We start from the raw sequence: 14428 nt of genomic DNA on the forward strand, positions 1-14428 counted from the left end.
TAAAATGTATTATCTGCCATTTTCTCCTTTTTCGCTACTAGTGTGTTAGATTTTCTAACAATAGAAATAAATTTCTTACAGGATGCAGTTAACTACTAGTACTCATTTTCGTTTCTTGTGGTTTTATCCATTGCCCTTTTTCCATCCTGTTTACTAATTGTCCGTTTTCAAAAACGACAGACCCTCTGTTCATCGTCAGTTTAACCGCACAAGGGAAAGTCCTCTTCATGTACAAACTTTGCTTATGTTTAGCAAAGAAATTCTTTTCTGAAACAGTGTAGGATTCCTCGAGTGAGATCCATGTTATGTCAGCATCTTTGCCCACTTCGATATGCCCTTTTGTCTTTAAATTGAACCTTTCAGCTGGATTACCTGCTATTAATGCCGCCACTTTATTAAAAGGAATCTCATAGGTAATCGCAAGTTCAATTAATGCTAAAAGTGTAAATTGTCCGCCACTAATTCCACCCCAAGCTGAGAATAAATGATGAGCTGTTGGATCTTTCAACATAAAAGGTGATGGTGAGTGATCAGAGGAAACCATATCGATTTCTCCTTCTATTAATAAACGAATCAATTTCTCTTGTTCCTTCGATTTTCGTAATGGCGGGGCGCATTTGGCTATCGCACCTTTGTCTTTAAAATCATTATGATTAAACAATAAGTAATGAGCACAAGTTTCAACCGAAATGTCTTGCCCCATTGCCTTGGCAGCCGTAATTTTTTTAATAGCTTCCTCAGAGCTAATATGGACAAAATGTAGGGGACAGCCCGTTATTCTTGCATAAGCGATGGCACGCTCCACCGCTTCAACTTCTGCAGCGATGGGTCTAGATGCTAGATAATCATCCGCTGTTAAGTGACCATTCGTTACTTTCTCCTTCGTTAAGAAATCTGTAATTGTTGCACTTTCCGCATGGAGTGCAAGTATTTTTTTCAATGAAGCAATCTCTTTCATCCCCGCGATTAATGTTAAATCATCGACACGTTCAAATTCTTCATTTCCACTTTCAGATAAAAACGCTTTAAAACCTATTGCCCCATTATCTGCTAATCCCTTTAGCTCATGGATATTACCTGGAACAAGGCCACCCCATAAGGCAAAATCCACGACTGACTTACTCTCTGCCATCTCCACTTTCTCTAACAATGCCTTTGTATCAGTGGTAGAAGGGACACCATTTAAAGGCATGTCAAAGAAAGTTGTTCCCCCTCCTGCAGCAATCATTTGAGAACCCGATGCAAAACCTTCCCATTCGGCTCTGCCAGGATCATTGAAATGGACATGTATATCAATTAAACCTGGAAAAATATAATAACCATCCGCATTTCTCTCTTCTTTACTCGTATCTGAAATATCGTCTTCGATAGCGACGATGATACCATCTTTAATAGCCATATCGGTTTTCTTCACTTTATCAGGTAAAACAACATTGCCGTTGCGAATAATGAGATCATATGTAGCCAAAATCAACACCTCCGTGTTTATTTAAAGGATAGTCATAGAAGTTTCCTCAGCAGCGTATATGTCAAGCGCTGCCTGCAGTGCTTCCCCTCGGTTTACTTGGACTTGGTGGCGTATAAGAACAGCTTCCAATCCGCCGAGAACAGCAAGCACATTTTCTTTTCGACAACTATATCCCATCGTACCAATACGCCAAATCTTCCCTTGTAATGGCCCAAAAGAGGAAGCAATTTCTATACTAAACTCCTTAAGCAACATTTTCCGTACGGATTCACCATCAACACCAGCAGGGATTTCTATACATGTCACACATGGAAGCTTATGTTCAGAATCACCATATAGCTTTAACCCCATTGCTTGAATACCTGTTACCAAAGCTTTTTCATGAAGGAGATGGCGGATAAAACGAGGCTTTAACCCCTCTTCTAGCACAAGACGCAACCCTTCATAGAGGGCATAAACCATCGATGTCGCTTCTGTATGATGATTCAATCTCCTTGGGCTCCAATAATCCATCAGCATGGCGAGATCAAAATAATTACTTGCAATTGCCATTCGACTACGTTGATACTGCTCATCTTCTGCAGTTGCAATACCTGCCTCTACCTTTTTCCGCTCTAATATAAGCTTCTCAATCCGCCCGTTAAATGTAATGGGAGCCATCCCAGCAGGAACGGATAAACATTTTTGCGTTCCCCCTATTAGCCCATCTATAAACCACTCATCTGTCTTTACCTCTACGCCACCAATAGATGCGACTGCATCTACGATGAGAATCGCATCCTGTTCTCTACAAGCCTTTCCGATTTTTTCTAGAGGTTGCATTCTCCCTGTAGATGTTTCACCATGGACAATAGCGACCACTTTAGGTGAGATTTTTTCCATTTCTGCAATGACTACATCTGTGTCAAATACCTCTCCCCAAGGACATTGGATCGAATAGACATCAGCACCGTACCTTTCACAAATCTCCACAAGTAAATGCCCGAAGCGCCCATAAATCGGAACAAACACTTTATCACCAGGTTCAATAATACTTGCTAAGAGCGCTTCGTTGCCTGCTCTTGAAGTACCATCTATCGGAAAGGCCCAACGGTTCTTTGTTTGAAAGACTTGACGAATCATTTCCATGACTTCATTCATCAACTTTGTAAAAGCTGGATCGAACTGTCCTACTATAGGTGTACTCATCGCTCTCAACACACGAGGATCTACCTCAACTGGACCTGGTGTCATAATCGTACGACTAGGTGTATTCAAGCCATCAAATACCATATATATTCACTCCTTCTACTCATAAGCTAATTGATATAAAACATCTGTTAACAGTTTTACTCCTACTTCCAAATCTTCTGAGCTCGTAAACTCTTGCGGGTTATGACTAATGCCCCCTTTGCTTGGGACAAAAATAAGATTAGTAGGAAGTGTACTAGCAAAAACTTGCGCATCATGACCGGCGCCACTAACGATATCTTGGAAAGAAATTTGCTTTTGTTCCGCTAACGCCTTGATTTTACTTTGCATCACGGCGTCCATTGCGACAGGTTTTACATTCATCCATTGTTTCCAGTCGATAATCAGATCATTAGCCTTAGCCACCTCTTCAAAATAAGAAAACACGGACATACAATATTCATCCAATACATGCTGTTTATGGTGACGAATATCTAAGCTAAACTCGACTTCTCCTGCCACAACATTTGGTACATTCGGTTGCGCTTCAATTTTTCCCACTGTAGCTACTAACTGTGAGTCGATACTTTCTGCTTTTTCCGTTAAGAAAGAAATAAGTTTTGAGGCTGTCACAACCGCATCCTTGCGAAGGGTCATTGGTGTTGTGCCTGCGTGATTGCTTTCTCCTTTTATTCGTATATTGTAACGTCGCTGTCCAACAATATGTGTGACAATACCAACCGCATTTTGATTTCTCTCTAGTTCCATCCCTTGTTCGATATGAACCTCTATAAATCTTGCAATATCACTTCTAATTGGTTGAATAAATTTTTCTGTACCGAAGCCCGCCTCCTTCATCGCATCTATAAAAGAAATACCATTTGCATCGACTAAACCTCTAATATGACCCATATCGTACATGCCCGTAATATTTCTTGACCCCCAAAAGGTTAATGGGAACCGACTCCCTTCTTCTTCACAGAACGAGACGACTTCAATCGTTTTTTGGGGCTTGCCAAAAGAGGCATAGAGCCTCGACACCGCAAGCAGGCTGGCGACAATACCGTAAGCACCGTCATACTTTCCGCCGTCAATAACCGTATCAATATGGGAACCTGTCAATATGACTGCATGATCTTCATCTGTTCCCTGCAGCCGGCCAAATAAATTACCAACACAATCAAAATAAGCATCTAACCCGATTGCCTTCATTTTATTTTTCAAAGCTGATTGCGCTTCACACCAAGCTTTAGAGTAGAGTAATCTCGTAACGCCTTCATTGGTTGTTTTGCCAAATGATGAAAGCCATTCAATCATTTCTGCTATATTTTCCTTATTTGTATCATGAAATTCTTTCACATGAATGGCCAATCCTTTCACTCCCCTCTTTACTTATGGAATATTTTCTTACATAATTATGTTATATAAATCAATTTTACTTATTAAACATTGAAACTTCATCAGCAAAAGTGTACAAATTTTCATACAATTTTGTGCACATTAACTAATCTATATAAAAAAAGAGGATGCAAACGAAAGGAGTCAGCCACATGAAGGTTTCTAAATTACTCTCTTCCCCTTCATTAAAAGGGATGAGAATTGTAGCTGGAGAAAGCGGGATCAAACGTGAGGTACATACCGTTAATATGATGGATGCACCTGATATTATTCCCTTTTTGAATCGCCATGAATTTTTAGTGACAACAGCTTATCATTTAAAAGACCAACCACATTTACTAAATGAATTAATACAAGCGATGGCTAATCAAGGCTGTGCCGCACTTGGGATAAAAACAAAAAGGTTCTTAGACTCCGTTCCTCCATCTGCATTGAAGCTTGCAAATGATTTAAGTTTCCCTATTATCGAACTGCCACTCGCTTTATCACTTGGAGAGGTTGTCAACCATACATTAAGAGTTATTTTAGATAGCCGCGCAAATGAATTAGCTGCTGCTTTAGAAACACATAAACATTTTACAAATATCATTCTTCATGGAAAAGGCATCGAAACATTGATGCAAGAATTAAGCATGATAATTGATTGTTCTGTTCATTTAGTTGATCAGCATCTTCATTCGATCTCTGGTCGACATCCCCAACTAGAATTAGGCGTAATAAGAGAAGATATCGAGAGAGAAAGTAACCGGTTTTCACCTTCCAGCCATATGGCTATTTCTTTTTCACTACGTGTTTCCAAAAAAACTTATCATCTATTTCCTATCAACATGAGCGAAAAAAAGCGGGTTTTTTTAATTATAGAAGGAGAAATCCCTCATGAGAATCACCTCCATACATTAACGATTGAACAAGCGACAAATGTGCTCTCCTTTGCCCTGATGAAAGAGCATGCACTGAATACACACGCAAAAGCTATTCGCAACGATTTTTTTCTCCACTTCTTGGATGGGACCTTTAAGTCACAAGACGAAATTATTAATCGTGCCAAAGAGTTCTCTCTTCAAAATGATTGTGACTATATTTGTGCTGTCGGAAAGGTCGATCAAGCAGATTCACACGATAGTTTCACACAGCGCCAACAAAAATCTGATTATATATTTGAATACTTAGAGGAAGTGATACAGCAAACCGCTGTCAACATTCATTTCTTTACTAAAAGTGATGAATGTATCTTGCTCTTTGAAGCCCATCAAGGGTTATCTTATATGAAGATACTAAAAGACATCCAACTACGGATGACAAACCGCTTTAATCAAACCCTTTCTTTCGGCATAAGTAATGTGATTCATTCCTTTGTCCAAGTAAGAGCAGCCTATCACGAGGCAAGTGAATCTCTTTCTCAAGGAGCACTCTCAAAACGAACCAACTTTATTCAATCATTTCAAACAAGGGATCTATTAGAATTGCTCCGCCTTATTCCCGAAAAAGAATTGAGTCATTTTTACACCCATACATTTAAAGGTTTCTTATCGATTAAACCAGAGGAAAAAGAATCATTACTACAAACACTTTCTGTCTATCTAGAAACGCATTGTCAAATCTCCGAAACCGCGAAAAGATTATTTGTCCACAGGAATACAGTTGTCTACAGAATAGATAAATGTGAAGAAATTCTCGGTAAAGATTTAAAAGATCCAGAAACAACCCTACAATTACGTACAGCATTACGGATGAAAAAATTATTAGATACTTAAACAACCCAACCATGCACCTTACACAAATAAGTTAGTCATTTTTAGGCATATTGAACAATGACAATAATCAGAAAATTGTTTATTATGTTAAATATAACAACATTCAATGTTATGTTTCTTAACATTATAAACAGGAGGGTTCACTTTGGGAGAATACATTCATCCATCAAAAACATTCTCATTAGGATTACAGCATGTCCTTGCTATGTACGCTGGTGCCATTTTAGTACCAATCTTAGTTGGCGGCGCTTTAGGTTTCTCCCCAGAACAACAAGCCTTTCTCATTTCTATTGATTTGTTAACTTGCGGGATTGCTACATTGTTTCAATCTGTCAAAAATAAATACTTTGGAACAGGCCTCCCTATTGTCATGGGTACTTCATTCGTAGCCGTATCTCCCATGATTACAATCGGTAGTAATTACGGGATATCAGCCATATATGGAGCGATTATTATAACAGGATTGTTCATTATTTTCTTTTCAAATATATACGGCAAGCTTGTAAAATTATTTCCTCCCATCGTAACTGGTACCGTCGTCATTATTATTGGTCTATCACTCATCCCTACAGGAATTAAAAATATGGGCGGCGGAGCGAATAATCCTGATTTTGGCTCAGCCGAAAACTTATTGCTCTCCTTTGGTGTTCTCGCAATTATTTTACTAATGAACCGCTTCTTTAAAGGGTTCTTACGTGCAATCTCTGTTTTAATTGGGATGATCGTTGGTACACTCATCGCGGCACTAATGGGAAAGGTAGATATACAATCCGTTCAAGAAGCTTCTTGGTTACACTTTCCTGCCCCTTTTCATTTCGGATACCCTACGTTTGAAATTGTTCCTATTTTAACAATGATCTTAGTAGGTACAGTCATTCTTGTCGAATCCACTGGTGCTTTTCTTGCCCTTGGAAAAATGGATCATAAAGAGTTAAAAGAAAAAGATCTTGCTCGTGGATACCGAGCTGAAGGAATGGCCTTTACTTTAGGTGGGATTTTCAACGCCTTCCCTTATAGTACATTTGCTCAAAATGTCGGACTTGTCCAATTATCTGGAGTAAGGTCAAATAAAGTTACGATTGCTGCTGGCTTTATTTTGATTGTACTAGGCTTAGTTCCGAAAATCTCAACTTTAGCTACACTCATTCCTCCCGCCGTTTTCGGCGGTGCCACTGTAGTCATGTTTGGAATGGTCGTCACTTCTGGCATGCGCATGCTTCAGAAAGTCGATTTTACGCACAATAACAATCAACTCATTATGGCTTGCTCGATCTCACTAGGACTAGGAGCATCCGTTGTTCCCGAATTATTCGCCCATTTACCTGAAACACTTCGCATTATCGTCGGCGATGGGATTATTACCGGCAGCCTAGCAGCCATTATCTTAAACCTTCTTTTAACAAAGAGAAAAACAAAAGAAGCACCGCCGTTGAAAGAGGCGAGAATGGAAGCCCAATTAAAAAGCTCATAGAAGGGAGTTTTCAATCATGTATACACTTCAAGAAATTAATAAAATCAGCGATGCATCATTTATCCAATTATTTGGAGGTGTGTTCGAGCATTCCCCATGGGTCGCTGAAAAAGCGCTCATGGCAAGACCATTTTCATCATTTAATCACCTCTATCAAACGATGGTTCACATAGTCAAAGAAACGACAAATCAAGAAAAACTTGCCCTTATTAAAGAGCATCCAAACTTAGGGGATCGCATTAAAATGAGCGAAAATTCCGTTAACGAACAAAAGAACGCTGGTTTAAATCAGCTCACGGAAAAGGAATATAAACAATTTATTTCTATGAATCAATCTTATTTGGACAAATTCGGATTCCCATTTATATTAGCTGTTCGCGGGAAAAACAAGGATGAAATTTATCACTCAATGGTAGAGAGAATCAAAAATGAAAAAGAAGAAGAGTTTCATCAAGCCTTAACAGAAATCTACCAAATCGCCTTATTACGACTTGAAGAAATCATTATTAAAGATTCAATCACAACAAACTAGACAGAAGGGGATGAAAAGCAATGAGCATAGAAAGCTTAAATGAGAGAGTACAAAGGGACCTTTCTTATTTGAACATAAACTATACGGATACATGGATACCGCAAACTAAACATATGAAGAGACATGTATATGATGTCGTCATTGTCGGAGGTGGGCAAAGCGGTTTAGGTGCTGGATTTGCTCTTTTACGAGAAAAAATTACGAACTTCCTCATTATCGATGAGAATCACGAAGGCTACGAAGGACCATGGGAGACTTATGCAAGAATGGTTACTCTCAGAACACCGAAGCATATCACCTCTATTGATTTGGGCCTTCCTTCCCTCACCTTTCGTGCTTGGTGGGAAGCCCAAACAGGCAAAAAGGGCTGGGATCAAGTGGATAAAATACCACGTCAGGATTGGATGAATTACCTCAGATGGTATCGAAAAGTTCTTCGTTTACCGGTCAGAAACGATGTCAAATTGCATCTCGTAGAACCTATTGAAGATGGTTTACATCGACTCCATATCAACCAATCAGACGAACCTACAGCACCCCTACTTGCACGCAAAGTTATTTTAGCGACAGGTATTCAGGGCGGCGGGGAATGGCATGTACCACCACTCGTCTCTGAAAATCTACCGAAAAATTTCTATGCCCACACTTCCGAACATATCGATTTTCACTCATTAAAAAATAAAAAAATCGCTATTTTAGGCGGTGGCGCCTCCGCATTCGATAATGCCAATTATGCCCTTAGTTCAGGCGTAGCAGAGGCGCATGTTTTTGTTCGGCGCAAAGAAATGCCTAGAATCAATCCCATACGGCAAATGGAAGCCTCAGGTATGATAGAAAGATATCACTCTTTATCAGATGTGGATAAATATACGGTCATGACTCATTTCTTTCAAAATAATCAACCACCGACGAACGATACCTTTAATCGCGCTTCTGCTTGGCCAGGTTTTAACCTTCATTTAGATTCACCTTGGCAAGAAGTAAGGCAAGCAAATAATCAGGTGACAGTCCAAACCCCTCATGCCTCCTTCTCATTTGATTATCTCATTATTAGCACAGGACTGTTCACTGACCCTGCATTAAGACCAGAGCTGAAATTAGTCGAAAAATATATTGCCCGTTGGAAGGATATATACCACCCTCCAAAGAACAGTGCCAGCCCACTTCTAGATGCACATCCTTATTTAAGCACAGGTTACTCCTTTACGAGTCGCGATAAGGAAGGAGAAAAATATCTTCATGGCCTTTATACATTTAATTATTCTGCTTTAATCAGCTGTGGTATTACTGCCGCTGCTCTTTCTGGGATGAAATTTGGCTTACCGCGACTGGCTAAGGCAGTTGCAGATGAACTTTTTCAAGATCACAAAGAGGAAATTTTACAAGATTACTTTGATTATCATGTGACTGAATTTACAGGAACGTGGCCAATCAACCCTCAAACTAGACAAAGTAACACGATATCAGCTATCGAAAATTAAAATGATAATTGTGCAGAGCATCATTCTACTATCATTAAGGAGTTTAAAATGACAGGACTAACAACACATATATTGGATTTAACCCATGGTACACCAGCATGCAATGTAATAATAGAGCTTTTCATACAAGAAGCAAATTGCAATAATTGGAAAAAGTTAAAAGTAGTAAAAACCAATTCAGACGGTCGCTTAGATGCTCCATTGCTTACTAGAGAAGAAATGAAAATAGGACACTATGAACTCATCTTCCATATCGGGGAGTATTTCCGTGAAAAAGAGACCCCCCTCCCCGACCCACCATTCTTAGAGACAGTCCCTGTTCGTTTCGGAGTGTCAAATATAGACAAGGATTATCACGTCCCCCTTCTCATTTCACCTTGGGGATACCAAGTATATCGAGGAAGCTAGTAATGAAAGTTTCAGAGCTACGATAAAACACCTAACTGCCCTGAGTGTAGTTAGGTTCCTTTTATTTCACAAACTCATCCAATGAACCCTATGAATATCGAATCAATTTCAAATTCATTTATTAACTTACACTCCTATATATGTTTAGAGTTTAAACACTCGGGAAAAATAGAGGAAATACCTTACAGAAATGAGCTGATACTTATCGATAGTCCAATCAAAGGCGAACATAAGGATTACCAAAAAAACATAACCAAGCACTCAACATACAATCTCATCTCAGGTATCCTCTTCGGACTTGGTTTGGTTGCATTTATTGATGAGATGGTATTTCATCAATTATTAAGTTGGCATCATTTTTATGATCAATCCACAACAAAAATCGGACTACTTTCTGATGGGTTATTCCATGCATTTAGCTGGTTCGCTACAGTAGCAAGTCTGTTTATGGTGGCTGACTTGCGCAGAAGAAATTCTTGGTGGAAAAAAAGATGGATTGGCGGGGTTTTATTAGGTATTGGTTTATTTAATTTATATGATGGTTTAATCCAACATAAAGTGTTTAAATTACATCAAATACGCTATGGAGTTGATTTGCTACCTTATGATTTGGTATGGAATATCACTGCTGCACTGATTACGATTATCGGAATCATTATCATCCGAAAAACGAGTCACTCACAAAGCAAGTAAAGCTAAAAGGGGGGATACTATGCCTGCTCACCAACACTTAGACATAAACAGTGTTTCATTTATTTTAGCGATTCCTTTTTTTCTTTTGATCATTCTCTATGGAATCGCTGTCATCAAATCTAATCAATCTTATCGTCAGTGGCCATGGTATTACACCGCATGCTGGATTAGTGGAAATGTCCTTTGTCTATTAGCAGTTGCTGGTCCTTTAGCAGAGGCTTCACACCAATTTTTCAGTGTCCATATGGTTGCCCATTTACTTTTAGGCATGATTGGCCCACTTTTCATGGTATTAGCAAAACCAGTCACGCTCCTACTACGCTCATTACCTATAAAAACTGCTAGAAAAGTGACTACTACCTTAAAAAAGAGACCATTTCACCTTTTATTGAACCCGCTATTTACTACTGTGTTAAATATTGGTGGATTATGGTTATTATATCGAACAGAGTTGTTCACACTGATGCATCATTCCATGCTGTTGTATATCGTCATTCATGCACATATCTTCTTAGCTGGTTATTTTTTTACAGCATCAATCATCTATATTGATAAGCTTCACCAAGGTTATAGTTTTCAATTCCGAGCCATTATCCTTATTTTAGCTCTCGCTGGGCATCAGATTCTAGCCAAATCTTTCTATGGTTATCCTCCTTCAAGTGTAGAGAAAATGGAAGCTGAAAAAGGAAGCATGATTATGTATTATGGAGGCGATGTTGTTGACCTTGTGATTATTATTATTTTTTGTTATCAATGGTTTAAAGTGACAAAACCTAAAAGGTATCAACCTCATTCTGTGTAATCATATTGAGAATAGCTAGTGGACACTTTTGCAGTAATGGTGAAAATTAAACTTAAAGCAGCACCCACTAGCCTTTCTATTAATACGCTTTCGATTCTTTTTTCATTTCCTCAATAATCGAGTGCCCTTCGGTTTGATCTGCATCGTTCCATTGCCATTGTTCATGTAATCTCATTCGCCCATCTGAAAGGCATTCAGGCGTCGAAAAACAAGTACCACCTCTTAATTCATCTTTGATATTTACATGATTATAGTTAAACAATAAAGAACCATCCTCTTTTACAATGCCAATTAATGTTCCTTTTCTAATTTGTCCACCATAATAGCTAGCAGATATGATATTTCCCTCTTGACTATACTCAAAAAACGTTTGATCAGAGACTTCGCCATTATTTGTATTCTCTATTGATACAAATTTCTTCCCGTTATAATTAATCAATTTGATTCCTCACTCTCATTTTTTAATCTCCACCCCTGTGCAGAAGCTTTTATCTCCCTCTAAAGCAGTTGATTACTTCAACCTGTTTCTTTTAACTCTTGTTTTGATTTGTATTTAATATTTTCAGAAGCACTAATAATGAGGGAAAGAACTAAGAGATACTTTCGTTAGACTCTCCCCCTCCTTACAACCTATTTTCACCATAAATTCCCTCTAAACCCGTTCTATTCTCCTGTAATTAAGCCGAGTAGATTTTCTTATCTTTATCCACGCCCCTAAAATTTACTTATTATTAAAAATATTTTAACAGGAAAATGGTAAGATGAATCAGAATACCATAAAAAAATTAAAGGAGGATTAGTATGCGTAGATTCTTGAAGTTATCTATTGTCGCTTTTCTCGTTTTCTTTTCTACCGTATCATTCGATTCTTCGCAAACATCTGCTGCTACCTTGCCAATATCACAAGCCATCGACAGGCAAAATAACTCTATACAATCGGTGGAAGGCTATATAGTAGGGAAGCCTACCTCAGCCAACACAGTGATTACGAGCAACTATCCAGATGATTACTCCTTAGCTCTTGCGGATTCTCGCACAGAAACAAATACAGCTAATATGCTTTATGTTCAGATTCCTTCTCAATTCCGCACACAGTTCGGTCTTAAGAGCAACCCCGAATTACTTGGTGAAAAAATAACAGTCACTGGTAATCTCACAGCGTACTATTCACATCCTGGATTAAAAAACACAGCTGAAATGATTAAGCAATCTAAAGAAGAGGAACCTGAAGGACCTGATGAGGAAAATAATGCCCCTGGTTCTTATTATGATTCTGCTACTGGAAAAACTGGCGAAGCATTAAAAACTGCGTTACACAATATCATTGATGATCATACCGAAATTTCCTATAGTGCCGTTTGGGAAGCATTAAAGGAAACGGATGAAGATCCAAATAATACGAATAACGTCATCCTTCTATACACAGGCAGATCACAAAGTAAATCAACGAACGGTGGTAATCCAGATCAATGGAACAGAGAACATGTGTGGGCTAAATCGCATGGTGATTTCGGAACTTCTATGGGCCCTGGAACAGACCTACATCATCTACGCCCAACAGATGTATCAGTAAATGGCGCACGTGGTAATAAAGATTTTGATAATGGTGGCTCTCCACAAGGTGAAGCACCTGATACCTATACAGATAACGATTCTTGGGAACCACGTGATGAAGTAAAAGGGGATGTCGCAAGAATGATTTTCTATATGGATGTCCGTTACGAAGGCGACAGTGGTGAACTGGATTTAGAGGTGAACGATCGAGTAAGCAACGGTTCAGCTCCTTATCATGGCAAACGCTCAACCTTAATTGAGTGGCATAACTTAGACCCTGTAGATGACTTAGAACGCCAAAGAAATGACATTATCTATCATGACTATCAACATAATCGCAATCCATTTATCGATCATCCTGAATGGGTTGAAGAAATTTGGAATTAATTTAGGTAAAGGAAAGCAGTCTTCAATTGGGACTCTATGAGTCTACCTTTGAAGACTGCTTTTTATTATCATATACGCTTTTGCTTAAATGCCGCCAAGATAATAAGCAAGGCGATGCATGTGAAGCCCCCTGCAATAAGCGGGTTGATCTCAACGTGATATTGATCGATGATGATTCCACCAACAGTTGAACCAATAGCCATACCAACATGAACCCCTGAATTATTTAAACTTTGTTGAATATCAGATGTTTCTGGCGCAGCAGATACAAGATAGCTCTGAATGGCGGGCTGCAAAGACCAGCTTAATAAATTCCATAACAATAATGCACAAATAAACAAAGCAAGGGAAAACTGCAAATATGGGATAAGGATAATCGTAACAATAAAAGCAGAAAGTACGATAATAATCGATCGTTTCGCACCTAAGCGATCCGTAATCTGCCCACCTAAAAAACTCCCGCATACAGCAACGATGCCGATAATAAGGTAAATCAAACTAAGTGAATTGCCAGTAATACTCATTGTCTCACTTAGAAACGGTGTTAAATACGCATATAGACTCATATGACCGGCAAAAAAGAGAACCGATGTCAGTTGCACGAGTACAATCTTTCTATTTTTTAATGCTTTCAACTGTTCCTTTAAAGGTAAAGCTCTTTTCGCCTCTATTGGACCTAATGCAAAATAAACAACAATCATGATGATTAATGTCAGAATCGAAATAAACAAGAACGGCGCTCTCCAGCTAAATTCATTACCTAACCACAATCCGAACGGAATCCCAAAAACAAGGGATGCACTGACCCCCATCAGCACAATACCAATCGCTCTCGCTCGATATTTTTCACCACTGATTTGTGAAGCAATCGTGAGACATAATGAAATTAGAAGAGCCGCACACATAGCTGATAATACTCTTCCAATCAACAAAGATACATAACCATCCATAACGACGATCATTAAGTTAGATAAGAAGAAAACAAAGAGAACGAATAGGAATAACCGTTTTCTCTCTATCTTTGCAGTTAAAGATAATAGCACAGGACCAGATATGGCAAAGCTTAAAGAAAACAAGGAGATTAACATCCCGACTTCACCAAGCGACACACCTAAATCCGTTGCAATAAGCGGCAAGATGCCCGCAATAATTAACTCAACCAAACCGACAATAAATGTAATTATAGTTAGTAAATACACTCTTTTATCCATCTGACTTTCCCTCCACGCAAAAAGGCAGCGCTCCCAATAAAAACGGGAGGCGCTGCATTCAAACATATTCTATGCGAATTCGCTAACATGACGCCCATA

The 14428-nt window shown here is 38.8% G+C and carries 13 protein-coding genes; 8 read left to right on the forward strand and 5 right to left on the reverse strand.

The window, feature by feature from the left end; all coding sequences use genetic code 11:
* Positions 1-88: 88 nt before the first annotated feature.
* The 3 genes from H9655_RS18415 to allC are packed head-to-tail and all read right to left on the reverse strand — an operon-like array spanning position 89 to position 4009.
* Positions 89-1468 (reverse strand): allantoinase, encoded by a 1380-nt coding sequence (locus H9655_RS18415; RefSeq protein WP_191816716.1) that lies wholly within the window; start codon positions 1466-1468, stop codon positions 89-91.
* A 21-nt stretch (positions 1469-1489) separates the two neighbouring features.
* A complete protein-coding gene (locus tag H9655_RS18420) occupies positions 1490-2740 on the reverse strand; it encodes a pyridoxal-phosphate-dependent aminotransferase family protein (RefSeq protein WP_191816717.1) in 1251 nt (416 codons plus the stop codon).
* Between the two features lie 15 nt (positions 2741-2755).
* On the reverse strand, positions 2756-4009 hold the full coding sequence (gene allC, locus H9655_RS18425; protein WP_191816718.1) for an allantoate deiminase: 1254 nt from the start codon (positions 4007-4009) through the stop codon (positions 2756-2758).
* 179 nt (positions 4010-4188) lie between these two features.
* Here allC and H9655_RS18430 point away from each other — a divergent pair, with 179 nt between their 5' ends.
* The 7 genes from H9655_RS18430 to H9655_RS18460 all read left to right on the forward strand — a co-directional run bounded on the left by H9655_RS18430 (position 4189) and on the right by H9655_RS18460 (position 11177).
* Positions 4189-5790 carry a PucR family transcriptional regulator gene (locus H9655_RS18430; RefSeq protein ID WP_191816719.1) on the forward strand — a complete coding sequence of 534 codons (1602 nt, stop codon included), beginning with the start codon at positions 4189-4191 and terminating at the stop codon, positions 5788-5790.
* A gap of 145 nt (positions 5791-5935) precedes the next feature.
* Positions 5936-7261, forward strand: a complete 1326-nt coding sequence (locus H9655_RS18435) for a nucleobase:cation symporter-2 family protein (RefSeq protein ID WP_225230746.1) — start codon at positions 5936-5938, stop codon at positions 7259-7261.
* Positions 7262-7277: 16 nt separating this feature from the next.
* The gene (uraD, locus tag H9655_RS18440; protein ID WP_191816720.1) at positions 7278-7793 is read left to right on the forward strand and encodes a 2-oxo-4-hydroxy-4-carboxy-5-ureidoimidazoline decarboxylase; all 516 of its coding nucleotides are present in this window, start codon (positions 7278-7280) and stop codon (positions 7791-7793) included.
* Between the two features lie 20 nt (positions 7794-7813).
* Positions 7814-9274, forward strand: a complete 1461-nt coding sequence (locus H9655_RS18445; RefSeq protein WP_191816721.1) for an NAD(P)-binding domain-containing protein — start codon at positions 7814-7816, stop codon at positions 9272-9274.
* Between the two features lie 48 nt (positions 9275-9322).
* Positions 9323-9682 (forward strand): hydroxyisourate hydrolase, encoded by a 360-nt coding sequence (uraH, locus tag H9655_RS18450; protein WP_191816722.1) that lies wholly within the window; start codon positions 9323-9325, stop codon positions 9680-9682.
* Between the two features lie 216 nt (positions 9683-9898).
* A complete protein-coding gene (locus H9655_RS18455) occupies positions 9899-10375 on the forward strand; it encodes a DUF2243 domain-containing protein (protein ID WP_404826115.1) in 477 nt (158 codons plus the stop codon).
* Between the two features lie 19 nt (positions 10376-10394).
* Complete coding sequence (locus H9655_RS18460) at positions 10395-11177, forward strand: cytochrome c oxidase assembly protein (protein ID WP_191816724.1); 783 nt, start codon at positions 10395-10397, stop codon at positions 11175-11177.
* A 79-nt stretch (positions 11178-11256) separates the two neighbouring features.
* Here H9655_RS18460 and H9655_RS18465 read toward each other — a convergent pair whose 3' ends face one another.
* On the reverse strand, positions 11257-11616 hold the full coding sequence (locus tag H9655_RS18465; RefSeq protein ID WP_191816725.1) for a n-acetylglutamate synthase: 360 nt from the start codon (positions 11614-11616) through the stop codon (positions 11257-11259).
* Positions 11617-11978: 362 nt separating this feature from the next.
* Here H9655_RS18465 and H9655_RS18470 point away from each other — a divergent pair, with 362 nt between their 5' ends.
* A complete protein-coding gene (locus H9655_RS18470; protein WP_191816726.1) occupies positions 11979-13118 on the forward strand; it encodes an endonuclease in 1140 nt (379 codons plus the stop codon).
* 68 nt (positions 13119-13186) lie between these two features.
* Here the strand turns inward: H9655_RS18470 and H9655_RS18475 are convergent, their stop codons facing one another.
* The gene (locus H9655_RS18475) at positions 13187-14329 is read right to left on the reverse strand and encodes an MFS transporter (RefSeq protein WP_191816727.1); all 1143 of its coding nucleotides are present in this window, start codon (positions 14327-14329) and stop codon (positions 13187-13189) included.
* Positions 14330-14428: the final 99 nt, after the last annotated feature.

Origin of the sequence: Cytobacillus stercorigallinarum, assembly GCF_014836495.1 — a bacterium.
Classification (GTDB): domain Bacteria; phylum Bacillota; class Bacilli; order Bacillales; family Cytobacillaceae; genus Cytobacillus; species Cytobacillus stercorigallinarum.

What these genes read in the sequence shown, in the direction of transcription:
- H9655_RS18430 (WP_191816719.1), top strand. Translation starts at nt 4,189, where the DNA reads ATGAAGGTTTCTAAATTACTCTCTTCCCCTTCATTAAAAGGGATGAGA.
- uraD (WP_191816720.1), top strand. Translation starts at nt 7,278, where the DNA reads ATGTATACACTTCAAGAAATTAATAAAATCAGCGATGCATCATTTATC.
- H9655_RS18445 (WP_191816721.1), top strand. Translation starts at nt 7,814, where the DNA reads ATGAGCATAGAAAGCTTAAATGAGAGAGTACAAAGGGACCTTTCTTAT.
- H9655_RS18470 (WP_191816726.1), top strand. Translation starts at nt 11,979, where the DNA reads ATGCGTAGATTCTTGAAGTTATCTATTGTCGCTTTTCTCGTTTTCTTT.
- uraH (WP_191816722.1), top strand. Translation starts at nt 9,323, where the DNA reads ATGACAGGACTAACAACACATATATTGGATTTAACCCATGGTACACCA.
- H9655_RS18420 (WP_191816717.1), bottom strand. Translation starts at nt 2,740, where the DNA reads ATGGTATTTGATGGCTTGAATACACCTAGTCGTACGATTATGACACCA.
- H9655_RS18460 (WP_191816724.1), top strand. Translation starts at nt 10,395, where the DNA reads ATGCCTGCTCACCAACACTTAGACATAAACAGTGTTTCATTTATTTTA.
- H9655_RS18475 (WP_191816727.1), bottom strand. Translation starts at nt 14,329, where the DNA reads ATGGATAAAAGAGTGTATTTACTAACTATAATTACATTTATTGTCGGT.